Origin of the sequence: Synechococcus sp. MW101C3, from assembly GCF_002252635.1 — a bacterium.
Lineage (GTDB): Bacteria > Cyanobacteriota > Cyanobacteriia > PCC-6307 > Cyanobiaceae > MW101C3.
Genome location: NZ_NQKX01000002.1, coordinates 75732 through 96037 on the forward strand (window position 1 = coordinate 75732; position 20306 = coordinate 96037).

19 protein-coding genes are annotated in these 20306 nt (G+C 65.5%); 13 read left to right on the forward strand and 6 right to left on the reverse strand.

Annotated elements, in window-relative coordinates:
• Positions 1-94: 94 nt before the first annotated feature.
• Positions 95-511, reverse strand: coding sequence for a heavy metal-responsive transcriptional regulator (locus CJZ80_RS02655; protein ID WP_094510544.1), 417 nt, complete (start codon positions 509-511; stop codon positions 95-97).
• A 64-nt stretch (positions 512-575) separates the two neighbouring features.
• Between CJZ80_RS02655 and CJZ80_RS02660 the strand changes: the two genes are divergently transcribed.
• From CJZ80_RS02660 to CJZ80_RS02670, 3 genes are read left to right on the forward strand one after another with little or no spacing between them, the layout of a single operon-like run.
• Positions 576-791 carry a DUF3721 domain-containing protein gene (locus CJZ80_RS02660; RefSeq protein ID WP_094510545.1) on the forward strand — a complete coding sequence of 72 codons (216 nt, stop codon included), beginning with the start codon at positions 576-578 and terminating at the stop codon, positions 789-791.
• A gap of 46 nt (positions 792-837) precedes the next feature.
• Positions 838-1092 (forward strand): DUF3721 domain-containing protein, encoded by a 255-nt coding sequence (locus tag CJZ80_RS02665; protein WP_094510546.1) that lies wholly within the window; start codon positions 838-840, stop codon positions 1090-1092.
• Positions 1089-1373 carry a hypothetical protein gene (locus CJZ80_RS02670; protein WP_094510547.1) on the forward strand — a complete coding sequence of 95 codons (285 nt, stop codon included), beginning with the start codon at positions 1089-1091 and terminating at the stop codon, positions 1371-1373. Before CJZ80_RS02665 ends, CJZ80_RS02670 begins: the two co-directional genes overlap by 4 nt.
• A gap of 12 nt (positions 1374-1385) precedes the next feature.
• Here CJZ80_RS02670 and rppB read toward each other — a convergent pair whose 3' ends face one another.
• Both rppB and rppA read right to left on the reverse strand, forming a co-directional pair.
• A complete protein-coding gene (rppB, locus tag CJZ80_RS02675; protein WP_094510548.1) occupies positions 1386-2759 on the reverse strand; it encodes a two-component system sensor histidine kinase RppB in 1374 nt (457 codons plus the stop codon).
• 29 nt (positions 2760-2788) lie between these two features.
• Positions 2789-3499 carry a two-component system response regulator RppA gene (rppA, locus tag CJZ80_RS02680; protein ID WP_198948210.1) on the reverse strand — a complete coding sequence of 237 codons (711 nt, stop codon included), beginning with the start codon at positions 3497-3499 and terminating at the stop codon, positions 2789-2791.
• A 123-nt stretch (positions 3500-3622) separates the two neighbouring features.
• Between rppA and CJZ80_RS02685 the strand changes: the two genes are divergently transcribed.
• The 3 genes from CJZ80_RS02685 to CJZ80_RS02695 are packed head-to-tail and all read left to right on the forward strand — an operon-like array spanning position 3623 to position 8468.
• Positions 3623-4192 carry an efflux RND transporter periplasmic adaptor subunit gene (locus CJZ80_RS02685; protein WP_094510549.1) on the forward strand — a complete coding sequence of 190 codons (570 nt, stop codon included), beginning with the start codon at positions 3623-3625 and terminating at the stop codon, positions 4190-4192.
• Between the two features lie 42 nt (positions 4193-4234).
• Positions 4235-7354, forward strand: coding sequence for an efflux RND transporter permease subunit (locus tag CJZ80_RS02690; RefSeq protein ID WP_094510550.1), 3120 nt, complete (start codon positions 4235-4237; stop codon positions 7352-7354).
• Between the two features lie 31 nt (positions 7355-7385).
• Entirely contained in the window at positions 7386-8468 is a 1083-nt protein-coding gene (locus tag CJZ80_RS02695) for a DMT family transporter (RefSeq protein ID WP_233132750.1), read from the forward strand.
• Between the two features lie 31 nt (positions 8469-8499).
• Here the strand turns inward: CJZ80_RS02695 and CJZ80_RS02700 are convergent, their stop codons facing one another.
• Together CJZ80_RS02700 and CJZ80_RS02705 are read right to left on the reverse strand one after the other, a co-directional pair.
• Positions 8500-10698 (reverse strand): heavy metal translocating P-type ATPase, encoded by a 2199-nt coding sequence (locus CJZ80_RS02700; RefSeq protein ID WP_233132751.1) that lies wholly within the window; start codon positions 10696-10698, stop codon positions 8500-8502.
• A gap of 55 nt (positions 10699-10753) precedes the next feature.
• Positions 10754-11491 carry a DUF305 domain-containing protein gene (locus CJZ80_RS02705; protein WP_094510553.1) on the reverse strand — a complete coding sequence of 246 codons (738 nt, stop codon included), beginning with the start codon at positions 11489-11491 and terminating at the stop codon, positions 10754-10756.
• A 160-nt stretch (positions 11492-11651) separates the two neighbouring features.
• Here CJZ80_RS02705 and CJZ80_RS02710 point away from each other — a divergent pair, with 160 nt between their 5' ends.
• The 4 genes from CJZ80_RS02710 to CJZ80_RS02725 all read left to right on the forward strand — a co-directional run bounded on the left by CJZ80_RS02710 (position 11652) and on the right by CJZ80_RS02725 (position 16422).
• Positions 11652-12149: a DUF411 domain-containing protein gene (locus CJZ80_RS02710; RefSeq protein ID WP_233132752.1), complete on the forward strand. Its 498-nt coding sequence runs from the start codon at positions 11652-11654 to the stop codon at positions 12147-12149.
• A gap of 10 nt (positions 12150-12159) precedes the next feature.
• A complete protein-coding gene (locus tag CJZ80_RS02715; protein ID WP_094510555.1) occupies positions 12160-13638 on the forward strand; it encodes a multicopper oxidase family protein in 1479 nt (492 codons plus the stop codon).
• 73 nt (positions 13639-13711) lie between these two features.
• Positions 13712-14122 carry a hypothetical protein gene (locus tag CJZ80_RS02720; protein ID WP_094510556.1) on the forward strand — a complete coding sequence of 137 codons (411 nt, stop codon included), beginning with the start codon at positions 13712-13714 and terminating at the stop codon, positions 14120-14122.
• Between the two features lie 86 nt (positions 14123-14208).
• Entirely contained in the window at positions 14209-16422 is a 2214-nt protein-coding gene (locus CJZ80_RS02725; protein WP_233132753.1) for a cation-translocating P-type ATPase, read from the forward strand.
• Positions 16423-16755: 333 nt separating this feature from the next.
• Here the strand turns inward: CJZ80_RS02725 and cadR are convergent, their stop codons facing one another.
• Positions 16756-17172 carry a Cd(II)/Pb(II)-responsive transcriptional regulator gene (gene cadR / locus CJZ80_RS02730; RefSeq protein WP_094510557.1) on the reverse strand — a complete coding sequence of 139 codons (417 nt, stop codon included), beginning with the start codon at positions 17170-17172 and terminating at the stop codon, positions 16756-16758.
• Positions 17173-17263: 91 nt separating this feature from the next.
• Between cadR and CJZ80_RS02735 the strand changes: the two genes are divergently transcribed.
• The 3 genes from CJZ80_RS02735 to CJZ80_RS02745 all read left to right on the forward strand — a co-directional run bounded on the left by CJZ80_RS02735 (position 17264) and on the right by CJZ80_RS02745 (position 20287).
• Entirely contained in the window at positions 17264-18217 is a 954-nt protein-coding gene (locus CJZ80_RS02735) for a vitamin K epoxide reductase family protein (protein WP_198948211.1), read from the forward strand.
• Positions 18218-18318: 101 nt separating this feature from the next.
• A complete protein-coding gene (locus tag CJZ80_RS02740) occupies positions 18319-19629 on the forward strand; it encodes an Nramp family divalent metal transporter (RefSeq protein WP_094510559.1) in 1311 nt (436 codons plus the stop codon).
• A complete protein-coding gene (locus CJZ80_RS02745) occupies positions 19622-20287 on the forward strand; it encodes a class I SAM-dependent methyltransferase (RefSeq protein ID WP_233132754.1) in 666 nt (221 codons plus the stop codon). Before CJZ80_RS02740 ends, CJZ80_RS02745 begins: the two co-directional genes overlap by 8 nt.
• The last annotated feature ends 19 nt before the right edge of the window (positions 20288-20306 follow it).

Below are 20306 nucleotides of genomic sequence, written 5' to 3' on the forward strand. Positions count from 1 at the left end.
ATCAGTTCTGCTCCCTGGGTTCTGCCTGTCATCAACATGGGGACGCAGAAGCAAACTGGACGAAGCTGCGGGTCATTGCTTCACATGCCAGCTGTCACACCTGAAGATTGGGGCAGATCAGATCGCCGTCCTTGGCGGGATCGCTCTGCCAGCCAGCCAGCAAGTCCTGCAGTTCCTTCCTGAGTTGCCTGAGCTCCTTGATCTGGCCATCGATCCGCTCGATCTGACGCCCCAGCTGGATCTCGATGTCGCCGCAGGGCAGCTCACCGGCGTCGTGCACCGCCAGGCAGCCCTGGATTTCCTCCAGGCTGAGCCCCAGGGTCTTGAGCCGACGGATGAACTCCAGGCGCCGCAGGCTCTCTTCAGCGAACAGGCGGAAGCCGCCTTCGCTGCGGCCGATCGCCGGGAGCAGCCCCAACTCTTCGTAGTAGCGCAGGGTCTTGACCGGCAGGCCACTGCGGCCAGCGAGGGCACCGATTTTCATGCCAGTCGTGACGCCGATGGCCACCATGGGCTTGACTCTCCATTCGTGGGGAGACTCTAAAATGGATCTCTGACTTTTTCGCTGGCATTCCGTGAACCGTATCGCCCTGGCTTTTGTCCTGCTGGCCGCTGGCTGCCTGTCCCCTGGCGCCGCCCGCGCCCAGGCCTACGACATGTTCCCGAGCAAGGCCGCTGCGGAAGTGCGTGCGAAGGAGCTGAAGTGCAGCGGTGTCTTTGCGATGGGCAAGGACTGGATGCCGTGTCAGAACTTTGATGTCTATCAAAAGGCCGTTTCCAAGGAGAAGTGACTCCACATTTCTGCTCTGTTTCCTTTACCCACGCGGTTACCACTCGATGAATCAGCACCACGCCATCCCCCTCTTGAAAGGAAGCCGGTGGCCTCTGCTGGCTGCCCTTGCAGCGACGACCTTCTCCCCGCTCTTCATCACTCCGCCCGCCGCCGCGCACATGAAGGGCATGTTCAAAACAAAGCAGGAGGCGGAGCAGCGCGCTGCTGAGCTCAAGTGCAAAGGAACTTTTGCGATGGGCTCCTTGTGGATGCCCTGTGCCAATGAACAGCAACTGCACAAGGCGCTTCAGAACGAGTGAGCCGCCTTCCCCTGCTACGTCGGGTGCACCGCAGCCTCGTGCCCCTGGCCGCCCTGCCACTGCTGCTAACTGCGCTCTCCGGCTCGCTCTACGGCGCCCTCTCGGCCCAGGGGATCGAGGCCTTCTGGCTGATGAAGCTGCACACGGGCAACTTCGGCCTTCTCAATCTGCAGCCCTGGTACTCCTCGATCCTGGCGCTGCTCACCCTGTTCGTCATCGGCTCCGGCCTGGGACTGCTGCTGGGTCGCCGCAGGGGGACGCCCGCCAGCCCACCGTTCTGAGCAGGCGGGCGATCAGCGGGGGACAGGCAACCCGGGGGAGTTCGCGGCCAGAGGCAGGGTCACCGTGAAACAGCTGCCGGAGTGCCCATCCGAGCGCACCGTGATCGCCCCCCGGTGGCGACGCACGATCGCCGCCACGATCGAGAGGCCAAGGCCGGTGCCGCCCTGTCGGCGGGAACGACCGGGATCACTGCGGAAGAAGCGATCGAAGATGCGTTGTTGATCGGCCGGAGTGATGCCGATGCCGCTGTCCTGCACCTCCAGCAGCCCATGACTTCCCTCGCGCTTCAGGCTCAGCACCACCTCCCCTCCTGACGGTGTGTACTGAATCGCGTTCAAGAGCATGTTGGACACGAGCCGATAGAGCTCTGATTCCACGCCCAACACGTTGAGATCGTCATCACCACCCTGCAGGCGGAGCTGCACCTCGGCAATCGACGCCCCCTCGCTGGTCTCCTCCAGCAGATCGCGCGCGATCTGTGTCAAGGAGCAGGACTGCAGGCCTGCTCCGGCCTCGGGACCATCCAGTCGGGCCAGCAGCAGCAGGTCACTGATCAAGCGGCTCAGCCGCTGACCCTGCCCGTAGACCACCGCCAGCGCGTGCTCCCCGGCGAGGGGGTCAGCTGACAGTTGCGTCTTGTGGGCCTCCACCACAGCCAGCAGGTTGGCCAGAGGTGCACGCAGTTCGTGGGCTGCATCGGCGGTGAACTGCTCCTGCTGCCGGTACGCCGCCAGCAGAGGCCGCATCGCCAGACCCGACAGCCACCAGCTGGCCAGGCCCGCCACCAGCAGGGCGAGCACAACAATCGTCTGGGTGGCCCACCAGAGCCGTTGCCGCTCTGCGTCGAGCCCGCTCAAGCTGCGTCCGATTTGCAGATACCCCCAATCCAGCTCCTGCGCATTCGCGCCAGGGTGCGCTGGCGTGTGGGAATGGTGCAGGTGGATCGAATACTGCAGAAAGCGATCACCTCCCAGCCCTGCCACCACCATCCAGGTGGGGCCGGGGCGTTCAGCCTTGACCCTTGGCGACCCCGGGGAGTGGGCGATCAGCGCACCACGGGGATCCAGCAGGCGCAGGTAGAACCGCTCCGAGTCCGTGATGCTCACAGCATGGCGCGGGATCAGTGAGGGGGCCGGCTGACAGGGGGATCCGACCAGACAAAGGCCAGGCAGCACCGCGGCCAGCTGGGGCGAGGGCCTGGCTTCCGCGGGCAGCAACGGCTTGAGGCTGTCATGCAAGGTGCCGGCCACGGTTTCCACCTCGCGCTCAAGGGCCGACCAGTTGGAGCGCATCAACAGGCCAAACATGCCAAGGCCTGCGCCATAGAGAATCACCCCGATCACCGCGAGGTAGACAGCCGCCAGTTGCAGGCGGCTGCGGGACATGGGTCCAGGCCTGGCCACGGTGAGCCGTTCTATTGCTCTTCCTCCGGCTCAGGATCAAAGCGGTAACCCTTCGAGGGGACCGTGGCAATCGGACAGGCCAGCCCGTAACTGGCGATCTTGCGCCGCAACAGACGCACCTGGGCCGCGACCACATTGCTGATCGGATCCTCATCCAACGACCAGAGCTGGGAGCGCAGCCGCGAACCCGGGATGATCTCCCGCGGATGCTCCATGAAATAGGCCATCAGCTGCAGTTCCTTGGTGGAGAGGGTGATCCTGGTGGTTTCCTTTCCCCGCTGAACGGTGAGGCAGCCCTCGGCCGGATCCAGCACATAGGGCCCGGAATTGAGCAGTGGCTCGCGATAGTTGGGCTGGCGGCGCTGCAGCGCCCGGATCCTTGCCAGCAGTTCCTCCATCGCGAAGGGCTTGCTCAGGTAGTCGTCGGCGCCGGCATCAAGGCCCTGCACCCGGTGGCTGGTGTCGGCCAGCGCCGTAAGCATCAGCACCGGCAGGGTGAGGCCAGCCCCGCGCACCCGCTGGCAGAGTTCCGGGCCTGAAACACCCGGCAACATCCAATCAACGATCAGCAGGTTGTAGGTGGTCAGCTCGCTGCGCAGCAGGCTCCAGGCCCCCAGGCCTTCCGCCACGTGATCGACGACATGCTGCTCGGCCCTGAGCACCGCCTGAATCGCCCCGGCCAGCTCGGCTTCGTCCTCCACCAGCAGGATGCGCAGGGGCATGGGCCTGGAACAGAAGTCAGAGATTGCGGCTGATCCTAGGTAGCGCAGCCGGTTTCACCTGTTTTTCATCCCCCTTGCGGCATCCTCTGCGGGTCCTTGTCCTGCCCTTGCGGCACCAGCAGCATGCGCGCCTTTCTTTTGGCCACCAGCCTCAGCCTCGGAACCCTGGCCCTCGGTGGCCTCAGCCCCGCCATGGCCCACGTGGGCCATGGCGATGAGTTTCAGCAGAAAGGGAATGTGCGCCAGGTGAAGGCCAGCGCGGAGATCGATTCCCTGCTGGGCATCACCACCGCCCCCGCCGCTGAAGCCGGTGGTGTGGTCACCATTCCGGTGGCGGCGGTGGTGGATGCGGACGGCAAGCCCCTGGCGTTCGTGAAGAGCGGCGCCACGTACGACCCGGTCTTCCTCCAGACCGGGGCCAGCCAGGGCGATCAGATCGAAATCACCGACGGCAGCATCTCGCCCGGGGACAACGTGGTGACCCAGGGGGCCCTCTCGCTCTACGCCGAATCGAAGAAGAGCCAGAGCGCCGCCGCACCCAGCGGAGAAGGATCCACACCGGAACCGGCAACCCCAGTGGCCGCCGCTGCAGGTGAAGCAGGCGGCCTCAACCCCCTTGTGATCGGTGCCGGCGCTGCGGTGCTTGTGGTGGGCGGGGTGCTCGTGGCCTCACGCATGGGCAAGAAGAACTGACCTCCGACCCCTTCGCCCTTTGCATCACCACCTCCCGATCCCATGTTCGAACGCCTTCTCAATCAGACGTTGCGCACGTCCATCGCCAAGCGCTGGCTGGTTGTTGTTGCCGCCATCCTGATCACCCTCTGGGGTCTGTCGATCATCAGCCGGATGCCCCTGGATGTCTTTCCCCAGTTCGCCCCTCCCCAGGTGGATGTGCAGACCACCGCTGATGGCCTGGCACCAGAAGAGGTGGAACAACGCATCACCGTGCCGATCGAGTCAGCCGTCAACGGGCTGCCGGGAGTGGAAACCGTGCGCTCCTCCTCCAAAGTGGGGCTCTCGATGGTGCAGGTGGTCTTTAATCAGAACGCCGACATCAACCGGGCCCGTCAATCGGTGGCGGAACGACTGCAGCAGATTGAGGCTGAGCTGCCTGCCAATGCCAGCGCCCCAGCGATCTCGCCGCTCGTGTCGCCGCTGGGCACAATCCTGCAGTACGCCTTCACGCTGAAGGGCGGCGGACCAACCTCAGCGATGGAGCTGCGCCGGATCGTCGCCACCACCTTCAACAACCAGATTCTGGCGGTGCCCGGTGTCTCCCAAGTGACCCTCTACGGCGGTGAGGAGGCCCAGCAGCAGATCCAGATCGACCCCCAGCAACTTCAGGCTCGCAATGTGTCGCTGCAGGCCGTGGCCGAGGCGGCCGCTGCCGCCAGTGCCAACGCCCCCGGCGGCTTTCTGATCGCCGGCGGGCAGGAGAAGCTGATCCGCGCCAGCGGCCAGGCGAGCAGCAGCGAGGATCTTGCCGATTCTGTGGTGACAGGCAGCAAAGGGCAATCGCTCCGGCTCGGTGATGTCGCCGAGGTGCGGCTGGCCAGCGCCCTCAAGCGCGGCGATGGCAGCTTCAACGGCAAGCCCGCGGTGGTGCTGATGATCAACAAACAGCCCGACATCGACACCCCCAGAGTCACCCGTGAGGTGGAGGAGCGGATCGCCGCCCTCAGCAAGAGCCTGCCGAGCGACATCCAGGTGAAGCGCACCTTCCGGCAGGCCAATTTCATTGACACAGCGATCAAGAACGTCAGCGCTTCCTTGATCGAAGGGATCGTGATCGTCTCGGTGGTGATGGTGCTGTTTCTGATGAACTGGCGCACCGCCGTGATCACCCTCAGTGCCATCCCTCTGTCGCTGGTGATCGGCCTGATGCTGATGAGCGCCTTTGGGCTGGAGATCAACACCATGACCCTCGGTGGTCTGGTGGTCGCCATCGGCTCGGTGGTCGACGACGCCATCGTCGACATGGAGAACGTCCACACGGGGCTGCGCCAGAACCAGGTGGTCGCCCATCCCAGGAATCCGCTGCAGGTGGTGTTCGAAGCGTCGGTGGAGGTGCGCCAACCGGTGCTCCTCTCCTCCCTGATCATCGTGGTGGTCTTCGCGCCGATCTTCAGCCTCACGGGGGTGGAAGGGCGGATCTTCGCGCCGATGGGCCTTGCCTACCTGTTCTCGATCGCGGCCTCCAGCCTGGTGGCGCTCACGCTCACGCCAGCGCTCTGCGCGATCCTGCTGGCCAACACGCGTCTCCCCGCCGAGAACACCTGGATTGCCACCTGGGCGGAGCGGACCTACCGGCCCCTGCTGGAGATGGCGCTGATCTCCCCCAAACGGGTGCTGGCCGCAGCGTTGGCGCTCGTGGTGGTGGCCTGCGCCATCCTGCCCAGCCTCGGGCGGGTGTTTCTGCCGGAGTTCCGCGAGAAATCCCTGGTGAACTCGATGGTGCTCTACCCCGGCGTGTCGCTGGAGATGACCAACCGCGCCGGCCTGGCCCTCTCCAAAACCCTGATGGCCAGCCCCCTGTTCGAGTGGGTGCAGATCCGCGCCGGGCGGGCCCCTGGAGATGCCGATGGAGCAGGCGTCAACCTGGCCCATGTGGATGTGGAGTTGAGTGATCAGGCGATGAAGGATCGCCCTGTTGCCATCGCCCAGCTACGAGAGGCCTTCCTGAAGCTGCCCGGGGTGGCCCCGAACATCGGTGGCTTCATCTCCCACCGCATGGATGAGGTGCTCTCGGGTGTGCGCAGTGCCATCGCCATCAAGATCTACGGGCCAGATCTGGCGGAGCTGCGCAGGATCGGCGAGCAGGTGCGGGATGCGATTGAGCCGATCCAGGGGGTGGTGGATCTGCAACTCGAACCCCAGTTGCCGATCCAGCAGGTGCAGATCGCCTTCGATCGTCAGGCCGCCACCGCCAATGGGCTCACGATGCAGCAACTCGCCGATGCGGTGGAGATCGCCCTGAACGGCAAGACGGTGGGACAGGTGGTGAGCAACGGCACCGATCGCACCGATGTGGTGGTGATGCTGCCCGAGGACTCCCGTAACAGCCTCGATGCCCTACGGGCCATACCGATCGCCACCCCCGCCGGCACCTTGCTGCCGCTGGGAAGCCTGGCCACCATCGACTACGGCCTGGGCGCCAATGTGGTGAATCGGGAGAATGTTTCCCGCTTGATCGTCGTGTCCACCAACGTCAGCGGCCGGGCGCTGGGAACGGTCGTCGGCGACATCCAGAAGACCATCGACAGCAAGATCAAATTGCCCAGCGGCTATCTGATCCGCTACGGCGGTCAGTTCGAATCGGAGGAGCGAGCCACCGCCAACCTGGTGATCTACAGCCTGTTGGCCATGATGGTGATCGCCGTGTTGATGTTCGTGTCTGTGAAATCACTACCGGCCACGATCGCCATCCTCCTCAACCTGCCCCTGGCCCTGGTCGGTGGCCTGGTGGCCATCCTGCTCACCGGCGGTGTGCTCTCGGTGGCCTCCCTGATTGGGTTCATCACCCTGTTCGGGGTGGCGGTCCGCAATGGCCTGCTGCTGGTGGACAACTACAACCGCCGCCACGCGGAAGGAATGGAGCTCAAGGAGGTGATCCGCGCCGGCAGCCTTCAGCGCCTCAACGCGATCCTGATGACGGCCCTGACCTCGGCTCTGGGCACGCTGCCCCTAGCCCTGGCCTTCGGGGCGGGCAACGAGATCCTGCAACCGCTGGCGATTGTGGTGCTCGGTGGCTTGATCACCTCCACCATCCTCACCTTGCTGGTGCTCCCTGCTCTTTACGCCCGCTTCGGTGGCTGGTTGCTTCCCCGCCAAAAGCCAGCTGTGCGCGAGGCTTGATCCCATGATCCGAGGTCCCGCCTCGAGTGCCATGGCGAACCCCCAGCGGCGGGGGCTGGTCGCCGGCCTGCTGGCCGCTGTGTTCTTCGGGCTCAGTGCGCCGTTGATCAGCGTGATCAGCTGCGAAGCCTCGCCGTTGATGATCGCGGCCCTGCTCTACGCCGGAGCCGCCCTGGCTCTGCTGGTGGTGCGGGCCGCCGGGGGCCGCCAGCAGGCAGAGTCGCCGGTTCAGCGACGCGATCTGGCCCCCCTGATGGGGCTCACGGTGCTGGGGGGCATCGTCGGGCCCCTGTGCCTGGTGCAGGGGCTCACCTTGCTGTCCGCCGGGTCGGCCTCGCTGCTGCTGAATCTGGAGGCGGTGTTCACGATGCTGATCGCGGTGCTGATCGGCCGGGAGCACCTCAGCCGCAACGGTTTGATCGCCGCGGCCCTGATCGTGGCAGGTGCCGTGTTTCTTTCGGAGGGATCGCTGGGCGGGACGACGGTCCAGGGGGGACTGTTGATCGGGTCGGCCTGCCTGGCCTGGGGCATCGACAACAACCTCAGCCAGCGGCTGAGCCTGCGCAATCCGCTCCAGATCTCCCTGCTCAAGGCCTTCGGAGCCTCGGTGCCGATGTTGCTGCTGGCCATGGGCCTCGGCCAGCGGTTCCCCGCCGGGCCCGGGCTGCTGGCCGCCCTGGCGATAGGGGCCGTGGGCTACGGGCTCTCGATCTGGCTCGATCTGCTGGCCCTCCGGGAGCTGGGTGCGGCCCGCGAGGCGGTGGTGTTCGCCACCGCACCGTTCGTGGGGGTGGTGTTCTCGGTGCTGGTGTTGCGCGAAGCCTTCACCATCCACCAGGCGCTCGCTGCACTGTTGATCATGGTTGGAGTGGGCGCGCTGCTCAAGGAGAACCACACCCACCGGCACCGCCACGCGGCCCTGCGGCATGTGCACCGGCATCAGCACGACCCGGCCGGCGGCGATCCCCATCACGCCCACGACCACCGGTTGGTGGATCTACCGCCGCCGGGGTCCCGGGGGCCCTACTGGCATGCCCACGACCATCTGCATGAACCGATCGACCATGACCATCCCCACGTGAGCGATGCCCACCACCGCCATCGCCACGGGTAAGCAGCGGGAGGAGGCAGGAGCTACGGCCTGATCAAGCCGCTCGGTACCGCCGCAACAGCGACGAGTTGACGATCACCGACAGCGAACTCATGGCCATGGCCGCACCGGCGATCATCGGGTTCAGCAATCCGAGCGCAGCAATCGGGATGCCGATCCCGTTGTAGATGAAGGCCCAGAAGAGGTTCTGGCGGATCTTGCGCATGGTGGCCCGCGACAGGCCGATGGCGGTCACGACCAGCCGCACGTCGTTGCCCATCAGGATGATGTCACCGGCCTCCTTGGCCACATCCGAACCGGAGCCGATGGCGATGCCGATGTTGGCGGTGGCCAGGGCCGGGGCGTCATTGACGCCATCACCCACCATGGCCACGTTCTGCCCCGCCAACTGCAGGGACTTGATCGTTCCAGCCTTGTCAGCTGGCCGGACCTCGGCGATCACCTCGGTGATCCCCACCTGGGCGGCAATCGCCTCTGCGGTGGTGCGGTTGTCGCCGCTGAGCATGATCACCCGCACCCCACGGCGCCGCAGCAGGGCCACGGCCTGCTCGGCCTCGGGCCTGACAGTATCGGCCACGGCGATCACTCCAAGGATCTGATCGGGGCGCCCCAGCACCATGGCCGTTTTCCCCTGGGCCTCGAGCCCAGCGAGCTGGCCCTCCACAGGTTCGGGAAGCCGGGGCAGGAAGCGGCTCGCCAGGGAACGGTTGCCGAACCAGACGACGTCCCCGCCCTCTTTGGCGGTGATGCCCTCACCCACCTGGGCCGCAAACTGCTCCAGCGGCAACAGCTCCAGATGGCGCTCTGCAACGGCCTCGGCAATCGCCGCCGCCAGGGGATGTTCTGAGCCATGCTCCAGGGAACCTGCGAGCTGAAGCACTTCCTGCTCCGAATGGCTTGCCAGGGGCTCCAGATCGGTGAGCACCGGCTTGCCCAAGGTGAGCGTGCCGGTCTTGTCGAAGACCACCGTGGTGAGCTTCTCGGCCCGCTCCAGCACCTCGCCGCTGCGGATCAGGATGCCCTGCTCGGCGCCCTTGCCCACCCCCACCATCAGCGCCGCGGGGGTGGCGATGCCCAGGGCACAGGGGCAGGAGATCACCAGCACGGCAATGAAGGCCAGCAGACCACTGCTGAACTGGCCCGCCAGGGTCCAGAAGGCAAACGCCGCGAAGGCGATCAACACCACGGCTGGAACAAACCAGCCGGTGACCTGATCGGCCAGGCGTTGCACGCTGGCGGTGCTGGCCTGGGCCTCCTCCACGATGCGCACGATCTGGGCCAGGGCGGTGTCGGATCCCACCCGGCTGGCCTGGAAGCGCAACAGGCCCATTCCATTCACGGTGCCGCCGATGAGTTCGGCACCAGCCTGTTTGGCCACCGGCAAGGATTCACCGGTGAGCAAGGATTCGTCCACTGAGGAGCTGCCATTCAGCACCACCCCATCGGCGGGGATCTTCTCGCCCGGGCGCACCAGAACAGTTTCGCCTGTGTCGATGGCATCGGCGGGCACGGTCATCTCCACCCCTTCGCGGATCACCGTGGCCGTGGCGGGCTGAAGATCGAGCAACTTGCGCACGGCGGCTGAGGAGCGTTTCTTGATGATCTCCTCCATGTATTTGCCCATCAGCACGAAGGCGATCACCACCGCCGAGACTTCGAAATAGACATCCCGTTCACTGACGCCAACCGGCAGCCAGGTGGGCGCAAAGACCACCACCACGCTGTAGAAGTAGGCGACGGAGGTGCCAAGGGCGATCAGCACGTCCATGTTGAGGGCGCGGCGTTTGAGAGCAGCCCAGGCGCCGGTATAGAACGACCAGCCACCGATGAACTGCACCGGGGTGGCGAGCAAGAACAGCCACTTCCCCCAGCTCATCCAGGGCAGGAAGGACACAGGAGCCCAGGACACCAGACTCACCCCAGCGGCCAGTGCGATGAAGGCCCCGGCCCGGAACAGCGCCAGCGCCAGCACCCCGCCGATCACGAAGCCCACGCGACGGCGCATCACGCGCAATTCGCGGTCGGGATTCTGGAAGGTCTGCAGGCAACTCTGGCTGCAGAAGTAGTAGTCGCGGCCGCCGCGCTGGGTGCTGAGGGCTGTGGCCCTGGGAACCACCATGCCGCAGATCGGATCCTTGGCCATGCCTTTGCCGCCGCCGGTGGGCGGCGGGCCGTGGCTACCGGGGGGCATGTGGTGATGGTCGTGTTCCTTGCAGCTCGTCGAAGCGTTCATCCTTCCTGCTCCTGATCCATGGGGCTTGCTAAAGGTGGTTTAAACAGGTTTTCGCTCAAAGACGGAACAGCGCGTCGTACTTGAAGTACTCCGGCTTGCGCAATCCCTCCACCGCCAGCATCCTGCGCAGTTCGATGATCTCGGCGCGCTGGGCCACGATCACGCCGCGAGCAAAGCGCCGGATTGTGGTGTTTGTGCTCTTGGCCAGGGCGTCGTGGGCCATCATCAGTGCCCCGGCGTGGTGCTCAAGCATGCCCTCGAGGAACCACACCACCCTGTTCTCCTTGGTGGGGAGCTCGCCCATCATCCGCATGCCATCGATCTGGGCCTGGCTCATGCGCGTGAGGCCGGAGAGGCTGTTCGGATCACCGCCGCTCGCCAGTGCCACCGGGTAGACGGGTGCCTGGGGGTACCAGGCCTTGCGCCACAGGCCCATCGCCCGGATTTCGTTGGCCTGATCGCGCCAGATCGTATTGCCCAGAGCACCGACACCAGGGGAACCGATGCCGAACACAAATTCGCTCATTCGCAGCGCGCCGGTGTGGTGCTGCACCATCCCGTCAATGAAGCGCAGGTCGTAGGTGGCACCGGCCGGGCCCACGTCGTGGGCGTGGCCGGCATGGGCCGGGGCGGATCCGGCCGGAGCAGACATCCCAGGCATGTTCATCATCCCTGGCATGCCCTGGTGCCCTTCGTGATTCATGCCACCGGGCATCTGGGCCAGGGCAGGAGCCGCAACGGAGAGGGCAGAGGCCAGACCGATCAGGGTGGCGGTGAAGCGGAATGGGTACATGGCGGCAAGGTGAGACCTCCCAACGGTATGGTCTCCCCTTGACAGGAGAGTCAAGGGCCAAGGGCGCAGCAAATCTGCGCCGGTCGATGCCGGTCATCACGGGCTTGACTCTCCACCTGAGTGGAGGCACTACGGTTGAGACATTCCCGCATCGCAGACCATGGACTCGACATCTTTCCGCGGTCATTCGCGGTTCTTTGGGCTGCTGCTGGGGGTCGGCGCTGTTGCTGCCGTTGTCTCAGCGGGCGGGTCGCTCCCGGCACGCGCCAGTGCTCCAGCCCTGATGCCGGTCACCTCCTACCGATCCGCGAGCTGCGGGTGCTGCAAGGGCTGGGTGCAGCACATGCGCGCCAATGGCTTCGCAGTGCGCGATGTCGTGGTGGCCGATGTCGGCGTCGTCAAGCGACGCCTGGGGGTCCCCGCCCGCCTGGCCTCGTGCCACACCGCCGAAGTGGCTGGATTTGCCCTTGAGGGTCACGTCCCTGCCGCCGATGTGAAACGGCTGCTGCAGAAACGCCCACCTGTGGCGGGCCTCGCCCTTCCGGGGATGCCCCTGGGCTCCCCAGGCATGGAATCGGCCTACGGCAAGGAGGCGTTCACGGTGATGGCCTTCACGCGGACCGGAGCCATCAGCAGTTTCTCCCAGCACGGCAAATGAGGACCCAACCATGACCACTCCCCTTCGGCGACGCCAGGTGCTCGGACTTGGGCTCGCCGGCCTCGGCACGGCCGTGGTCGGCCCACTTCTCTGGGATCGGGTGCAGCACTCCGCCGCCCGTGCGCAGCCCGCCGGTGCGACGCGGCTGGGCTCCGTTGGCGGCGTGGCCGATCTGGAGCTGGTGGCCAGCGCCACGCCGGGGAGGCTTCCCGGTGGCCCCGCCACGTTGCTCACCTACAACGGCCGCTCGCCCGGCCCGCTGCTGGAGGTGAATGCCGGCGATCAGGTGCGGCTCCTGCTGCGCAACGACCTCCAGGAACCCACCAACCTGCATTTCCACGGACTGCACATCCCGCCTACCGGATCAGGCGACAACGTCTTCCTGACCGTGCCGCCCGGTGGCTCCTTTTCCTATGAGTTCACGCTCGCCAAAGACCACCCGGCCGGCCTCTTCTACGTGCACCCCCATCACCACGGTCACTCGGCCGATCAGGTGTTCGGTGGTCTCGGGGGCGCCCTGGTGGTGCGCGGCAATCTGGATCGGATTCCAGAGGTGGCGGCCGCCAGCGAAAGCGTGCTGGTGCTCAAGGACTTCGCCAGCGCCGACGGTACGGCTGAGGCCGGCATGGGGATGGGGATGGAGCGCATGCTCGGCCGGGAAGGTCCACTGCTGACGGTGAACGGGGAGCTCAATCCCGGCCTGGCGATCCCCAGCGGCGGTCTGCTGCGGCTCCGTTTGCTCAATGCTTCCAATGCCCGCATCTACCGCCTCGCCCTGGAAGGGCACCGGATGGTGCTGATCGCCACCGATGGCGGCGCCATCGCGACCCCTGAGGCCCTCGACGAACTGCTGCTGGCCCCTGGCGAGCGGGCCGATGTGCTGGTGCAGGGCAACCAGACTCCAGGCAGCTACCGGCTGCTCAACCTGCCCTACCAGCGCAGTGGCCACATGGGGATGGGCCAGGTGGCGGACGCTCCTCAAACCCTGGCCACCCTCAACTACGCCGGATCAGTGGCGCCGCTGCCACTCCCAAAAACCCTGATTCCCGTGGCGGCCCTGCCGCAGCCGGAGCGCACGCGCCGCTTCTCCCTGGCCCATGCCATGGGGATGGGAATGGGCGGCATGCAACACGGCATGGGCGGCGGGGGGATGGGCGGGGGTGGCATGGGCTTCGTGATCAATGGCCAGCCCTTCGATCCAGATCGCATCGACACCCGGGTGTCGCTGAGTAGCACGGAAGACTGGCTGATCGTCAATGACGATGTGATGGATCACCCCTTCCACTTGCACGTCAATCCCTTCCAGGTGATCAGCCGCGCCGGCCGCCCCGAAGCCCAGCGCCGCTGGAAGGACACCTTGCAGGTGAAGGCTGGCGAGGAGGTGCGGATCCGCGTCACGTTCAAAGATTTCACGGGGCGCACCGTCTACCACTGCCACAACCTCGACCACGAGGATCTGGGGCTGATGGGGGTACTGCAGATCGACTAGTGGATGGTCTGACTCAGCTCAAGATGCTCACGCCCATAGCCGCCAAAGACACAGGACTCGAATTGATCCGTGAATGCGCCACGTCCTGACCCTGTTGCTGTCCTGCTGCTGGCTGGCCGCTCCGGCGCTGGCCGCGGATATGGAGGCGTGCCGGAACCTGTTGGAGCAACGCGATGCCCTGGCCGAGCAGGCCATGAAGGCCGAAATCGCCCTGGTTCGAACCATCCGCGAACGAATCTGCTCGGTCCTCAGCCAGCAGGCCGATGGGGCCAATGCCAACGACCGCAAAGTGCGCACCATCGACTACCAGGCCCTGCTCGACTGCCGCCACAAGTCGGAAGTACAGCTGCTGCGCAACCAGCAGGTTCTCTACGTCAACCGCCAGCAGTTCAGGTTCTACGTGGCGGCTGGAGCCAAGCTGGCCCGGCAAGCCGATGGGCTGATGCAGCAGATGCAGAATCAGGAGTGTCCCAAGCTGCGTTGACGAGCAACCTGTGGCTATACGGTGCCGCCAGATCCTTGACCCTGAAGTGACTACAGGCTGTTAGATGGGGCCTGGAGGACAGGGCCATGGCGGAACCTTGCTGCAACAGCGGAACCAGCGGGCAGAACGCTGGAGCCACCATGGAGCCGCAGCCGGAGCTGGCAAGCGCCAGAGAAGCGCTGTTTCGGATCAGCGCAATGGATTGCGCCACCGAGGAAACCGAGATCCGCCATGCCCTCTCAGGTCTCGACGGCATCCGCAGCCTGAGGTTCGTGCTGGCCGATCGCGTTCTGGCGATCGATGCCGAAGCAGCAGCGCTCAACTCCGCCCTTGCCGCGATCCGCCGTTTGGGATTCAGCCCGGAGCCGATCAGCGCCGATCACCGACAGACAGCCGATCAGATCCGTACCGAACGGCGCCTCGAACGGCTCCGCCTGGGGGGTTCCCTGGCACTGGCGCTTACGGCGGAGCTCCTGCATCTGGTCGTTCCCGCCTACCCGGGCTATGAACTGGTGGAGATCGGGATCGCCATCGCCGCGATCGCCCTGGCGGGCTTCTCCGTATTTCGCAAGGGCCTTGCGGCCCTGCGCCAGGGCCGGCTCAACATCAATGCATTGATGAGCGTGGCGGTCACGGGCGCCTTCCTGATCGGCCGCTTCCCGGAAGCCGCCATGGTGATGGCGCTCTATGCCGTGGCCGAGGCGATCGAGGTGCGGGCGGTGGAGCGGGCCCGCCAGGCGATCACCAGCCTGATGGCTCTGGCTCCCGATGAGGCGGAGATCCGCCAGAGCGATGGCCGCTGGCAGCGCGTGACCGCCAGTGCTGTGGCCATCGGTGATGTGGCGAGGGTCCGCCCGGGGGAACGACTGCCGCTTGATGGCACGGTGCTTTCTGGCGTAAGTGCGATCGATCAGGCGCCGATTACCGGCGAAAGCCTGCCGGTCGACAAAGGCCCAGGTGATGAGGTGTTTGCGGGCACCATCAACCAGGGCGGCGCCCTGGAAATCCAGGTCACGGCACCTGCCTCGCTGAGCACCCTGGCGCGCATCATCCAGGCCGTGGAGGAAGCCCAGGCCTCCCGTGCTCCGATCCAACGCTTCGTGGATCGCTTTGCAGCCCGCTACACCCCGGCGGTGTTCGTGGTGGCCCTGGCCGTGGCCCTGCTGGCGCCACCCTTGCTGGGGTTCACCCCCCTACAGGCGATCTACAAGGCCCTGGTGCTGCTGGTGATCGCTTGCCCCTGCGCTCTGGTGATCGCCACACCAGTCACGGTGGTGAGCGGCCTGGCCACCGCCGCCCGCCGCGGCATCATCATCAAGGGCGGGCTTTACATCGAGGAGGCCCGCAAGATCAAGGTGCTGGCCCTCGACAAGACCGGCACAATCACCCTGGGCCAGCCCCAGCTGGTGGCCTTCTCCCCTCAGCAAGAAGGGGCAGACGCTGGCGTTCTCAAACAGTGGGCCAGCAGCCTGGCGGAGCGCTCCGACCATCCGGTGTCACGGGCCATCGCCGCAGGCCTCGATGGTGAGCGGCTGGCCGTGGAGTCCTTCGAGGCCCTCCCCGGAAGGGGGGTGCTGGGCGTGATCGCGGGGCGGCCGCTGATGCTGGCCAACCACCGCTGGATCGAGGAGCTGGGGCTCTGCTCCAGCGACCTGGAAGCATCGATGCAGGTCCATGAGCGCCAGGGTTGCTCGCTCAGCCTGCTGGCGGATGACAGCGGCGTGCTCGCCCTGATTGCCGTCGCCGACACCGTTCGGCCCAGCTCCGAGGCCGCCATGGTGGCCCTGCGGGCCCTCGGCGTCACCCCGGTGATGCTCACGGGCGACAACGCAGCCACCGCCGGTGCGATCGCGGCCCTGGCCGGCATCGAGGAGGTGAAAAGCAACCTGCTGCCCCAGGATAAGCTCGAGGCGGTGGCCGATCTGCAGGCCCGCTATGGATTCGCGGCCATGGCCGGCGATGGCATCAACGATGCCCCGGCTCTGGCCCAGGCGGACATCGGTTTCGCGATGGGGGCAGCCGGCACCCACATCGCCGTCGAAGCGGCCGACGTGGTGATCATGAACGACGATCTGATGCGCGTACCGGAAACGATCGCCCTTTCGCGCCGCACCTTTCGAATCCTGCGCCAGAACATCGCGCTGGCGTTGGGAATCAAGGCCATTTTTCTGGTGCTCACCGTGGCCGGTAACGCCACGATGTGGATGGCGGTCTTTGCGGACATGGGCACCAGCTTGATCGTGATCGCCAATGGTCTGCGGCTGCTCCGCAGACCCAATCTCCTCACCCTTCCTGGCTAAGCAGCCTTGACTCTCCTCTAGAGTGGAGACTGTATGGTGGTTTTTCCTTCAATGACTGTGTGATGAAGCTCACTCCGTTGGTTTTATTGCTTTTGGCTGGGATTGCCGTTGGCTCCATGGCCGCTCCTGCCCAGGCGAATGAATCCTCCATTCCCACCAGTACCGAGCGGAATCGAGATTCCAATACAGCTCTCCCGGTTGTCGCACAACAACCGGGAGGTGGCACACCTTCCACGGGGGGATGTTGCTGCTGCAGGTAGTCCAAGCCCGTCATGAACTGACATCGCCAGGCTTTTGAGTTCTGCCAGTCTTCTGATCAACCACTGCGGGTCTTCAGGCGACTGGCTTTCTGCTTTCGGTGCACCGATTCAGCTCGGCGAGAATTCCGCAGATCTCCCCTTGATCCGGCTGCTGGCAGAGCCCTCTGAGCTCCCGCAGTTGATCCTGAAGTTTGTGCAACTCATTCACGCGGGCATCGACCTCGGCGATCTTCTCGTCCAGCAGGGCATTCACCGTCTGACAGCTTCCTGAGGGTGTGTCGAGCGCCCCGATCAGGATGCGGACCTCCTCCAGGCTCATGTCAAGGCTGCGGCAATAGCGGATGAAGCGTAACTTCTCCGCATGGCGCGGCGAATAGAGGCGGTAGTTGCCATCGGTGCGCTGTGGCAGCGGCAGCAAGTGCTCGCGTTCGTAATAGCGGATGGTTTCGATCTTGACCCCGGTGGACCGGGCCAACTCGCCGATCTGCATGGATTCATCCCCTTGGGTTGGCAAGTCGGGCGGACAAGCCTCCCTGGCGCAACGCTAGGCCCTTGACCCTGAAGCCACTTCAGGCTTTTCAATGGCCGTATCTCAGCCGTTCTCTCCCCCTGTGAGCAGCGCTACGCGAACCAAACCTCTCTCCAGCCGTCGATCGAGCCAGGAGCCAGGCCGGCCCTGGGTGCGCCTCACCATGGCCGTGCTCGCCACGATCGGCATGATCGATACCGGCTCGATCACCGCCAAGCGCTGGGGTTGGATCGGCAGCCTGTCCTGTCCGGGCGGTAGCGATGGCTGCGACAAGGTGCTCGGCAGCGCCTGGGGCACGCTGCTGGGCCAGCCACTTTCTCTCTATGGGTTCCTGGCCTACGGCACGGTGCTCCTGCTGGCCCTGATGCCGTTACTGCGAGGAGGTCTGCGCGTCCCAGCCTCGGAGGGCAATCGCTGGGCTCTGTTCCTCGTCAGCTGCGGCATGGCCGTCTTCAGCCTGGTGCTGATGGGGCTCCTGGTCTTCGAGATCAAGGCCTTCTGCACCTTCTGTGTGGTCTCAGCCGCCCTCAGCCTCGCGCTGTTCCTGTTGAGCCTTGTTGGAGGTGGCTGGATCGACCGCAACCAACTGATCTTTCGCGGAGTGATGACAGTCCTCCTTGTTGGTCTGCTGGGGCTGGGCTGGGCAGCATCGGCGGACCAGCCTGTCGCTCAAAGCGGACGGGCGGCTCCAGCTGTCATCAGCGCCAGTTCGCCGGCCAAGATTGCCCTGGCGGAGCATCTGAGCAGCGTCGGCGCCCGGGTGTTCACGGCGTACTGGTGCCCCCACTGCCATGACCAGAAGGAGGCCTTCGGCAAGGAGGCCGCCGCCAAGCTCCAGGTGATCGAATGCGCCGAAGACGGCGCCAACAGCCAAGCGCAGCTGTGCAAGCAGCAGGGGGTTCAGGGCTATCCCAGCTGGCAGATCAAGGGCGTCGTGGATTCGGGCGTCAAGCCACTGAACACCCTCGCCGATCTCAGTGGCTACACCGGTCCGCGTGACTTCTGAGCAGGCCGTGATCCCTTCCCTAGGGCGGGGTCAGGCCAGCCATGCCCCAGCAGGATCGCAGCCACCCTCGCCTTAGCCTCCAGCTCCGCTGACGTCGCTTCATGCCTGATGCACCGATCGGCACCGCCTCTCGCATCGACACGCAGGCCGTGGAGGTACCCGCCGGCCTGGGCACCCTGCGCACCTTTCTGCGGGTGCTCGGCCCCGGCTATCTGGTGGCCGTGGGTTACATGGATCCCGGCAACTGGGCCACGGATCTGGCGGCCGGTTCCCAGTTCGGCTATCGCCTGCTGTGGGTGATCGGGCTCTCCAGCCTGATGGCGATGGTGCTCCAGTCGCTCTGCTGCCGGCTGGGCATCGCCACGCGGCTGGATCTGGCCCAGGCCTGCAGCCAGCTCCTGCCGCGGTTCTGCCGGATTCCCCTGTGGCTGCTGGCCGAGGTGGCGATCATTGCCTGTGACCTGGCCGAGCTGGTGGGCAGCGCCATTGCCCTGCAGCTGCTTTTCGGTCTTCCTTTGCCCTGGGGGGTGGGCCTAACGGCCGCCGACACCCTGTTGCTGCTGGCCCTGCAGCGCTTCGGGATCCGCCGGCTGGAGGCCCTTGTGATCGCCCTGGTCGCCCTGGTCGGGGGTTGCTTCGCGGTGGAGATGTTCCTGCTGCAGCTCAATTGGAGCCAGGTGGGCCAGGGCTTCTTTCCCCAGGCCGCCAGCCTCAGGGACGGGCAGCAGCTGTTTCTGGCTGCCGGGATTCTCGGGGCCACGGTGATGCCACACAACCTCTATCTGCACTCCTCGCTGGTGCAAACCCGCCGCTGGATCGGCGGCCAGGTGGCGCAGCGCAGGGCCCTGGCTTTCAGCACCTGGGACACCCTGATCGCCCTCAGCCTGGCCTTTCTGATCAATGTCTCGATCCTGGTGCTGGCCGCCGGCAGCTTCTACGGACGGCTACCGCAGCCGGTCACGGACCTGAGCGAGGCCTACCGGTTGCTGACGCCGATGCTGGGCACGTCGCTCGCCAGCGTGCTGTTCGGGGTGGCCCTGCTGGCGGCGGGCCAGAGCTCCACCCTCACCGCCACCATGGCCGGCCAGATCGTGATGGAGGGGTTCCTGCAGATCCGACTGCCCGACTGGAAGCGGCGACTGCTGACCCGCGGCCTCGCCCTGATTCCGGCGATGGCCACGGTGATCCTGTTCGGGGAACGGGCCACCACGAATCTGCTGGTGCTGAGCCAGGTGTTGCTGTCGCTGCAGTTGCCGTTCGCGGTGATCCCGCTGGTGTGGTTCTGCGGGCGGCGCAGTCTGATGGGCGAGCTCAGAGCGCCGCTCTGGCTTCAGGCAGCAGGCTGGCTGTGCGCCAGCGTGATTGCGATGATCAACCTCTCCTTGCTCAGCGCGGTGCTGCGGGGTGGCTGAACTGTTGACAGCCGCCTCTGCGTGGACCCATGACGAGCAAAAACCACTGGGAGTCGATCTACGCATCGAAGCCCCTGAGTCGTTGAGCTGGTATCAAGCCCATGCCGATGACTCACTCCGGCTGCTTCAGGCTGCCGGCCTACCACTGGATGCGACGATCATCGATGTGGGCGGGGGTGCCTCCACGCTTGTGGATGACCTCCTGAACCTTGGCTATCAACGGATCACGGTTCTGGACCTTTCCAGCGCGGCACTGGCCGTGACCCGAGAGCGGCTTGGCGCACGCGCCGCTGCGGTGCAGTGGCTGGAGGCCGACATCCTCACGGCCACCCTGCCCGACCATGCCTATGACGTCTGGCATGACAGGGCGGTGTTTCATTTCCTCACCAGCCCCGCCGATCAGCAGGCCTATGTCCGGGCCGTGCTGCAGGCGCTCAAGCCTGGTGGCACTCTGCTCCTGGCAACCTTTGCAGAAGATGGCCCCACCACTTGCAGTGCCTTGCCTGTGGTGCGGTACAGCCCTGAGAGGCTCCAGGAAACTTTGGGGACAACATTCCGTTTGCTCGATCATGGGTGGTTCCGCCATCGCACACCAAGCGGCGCGGAGCAACACTTTCTGTCCTGTCGGTTCCAACGGACTTCCCCATCGTTTGCATAGGAGCCTGCCCGTTGCTTTG

Coding starts and splice junctions, on each gene's coding strand:
- CJZ80_RS02655 (WP_094510544.1), bottom strand. CDS start 511: ATGGTGGCCATCGGCGTCACGACTGGCATGAAAATCGGTGCCCTCGCT.
- CJZ80_RS02665 (WP_094510546.1), top strand. CDS start 838: ATGAATCAGCACCACGCCATCCCCCTCTTGAAAGGAAGCCGGTGGCCT.
- rppB (WP_094510548.1), bottom strand. CDS start 2,759: ATGTCCCGCAGCCGCCTGCAACTGGCGGCTGTCTACCTCGCGGTGATC.
- rppA (WP_198948210.1), bottom strand. CDS start 3,499: ATGCCCCTGCGCATCCTGCTGGTGGAGGACGAAGCCGAGCTGGCCGGG.
- CJZ80_RS02685 (WP_094510549.1), top strand. CDS start 3,623: ATGCGCGCCTTTCTTTTGGCCACCAGCCTCAGCCTCGGAACCCTGGCC.
- CJZ80_RS02690 (WP_094510550.1), top strand. CDS start 4,235: ATGTTCGAACGCCTTCTCAATCAGACGTTGCGCACGTCCATCGCCAAG.
- CJZ80_RS02695 (WP_233132750.1), top strand. CDS start 7,386: ATGGCGAACCCCCAGCGGCGGGGGCTGGTCGCCGGCCTGCTGGCCGCT.
- CJZ80_RS02700 (WP_233132751.1), bottom strand. CDS start 10,698: ATGAACGCTTCGACGAGCTGCAAGGAACACGACCATCACCACATGCCC.
- CJZ80_RS02705 (WP_094510553.1), bottom strand. CDS start 11,491: ATGTACCCATTCCGCTTCACCGCCACCCTGATCGGTCTGGCCTCTGCC.
- CJZ80_RS02710 (WP_233132752.1), top strand. CDS start 11,652: ATGGACTCGACATCTTTCCGCGGTCATTCGCGGTTCTTTGGGCTGCTG.
- CJZ80_RS02715 (WP_094510555.1), top strand. CDS start 12,160: ATGACCACTCCCCTTCGGCGACGCCAGGTGCTCGGACTTGGGCTCGCC.
- CJZ80_RS02720 (WP_094510556.1), top strand. CDS start 13,712: ATGCGCCACGTCCTGACCCTGTTGCTGTCCTGCTGCTGGCTGGCCGCT.
- CJZ80_RS02725 (WP_233132753.1), top strand. CDS start 14,209: ATGGCGGAACCTTGCTGCAACAGCGGAACCAGCGGGCAGAACGCTGGA.
- cadR (WP_094510557.1), bottom strand. CDS start 17,172: ATGCAGATCGGCGAGTTGGCCCGGTCCACCGGGGTCAAGATCGAAACC.
- CJZ80_RS02735 (WP_198948211.1), top strand. CDS start 17,264: ATGGCCGTATCTCAGCCGTTCTCTCCCCCTGTGAGCAGCGCTACGCGA.
- CJZ80_RS02740 (WP_094510559.1), top strand. CDS start 18,319: ATGCCTGATGCACCGATCGGCACCGCCTCTCGCATCGACACGCAGGCC.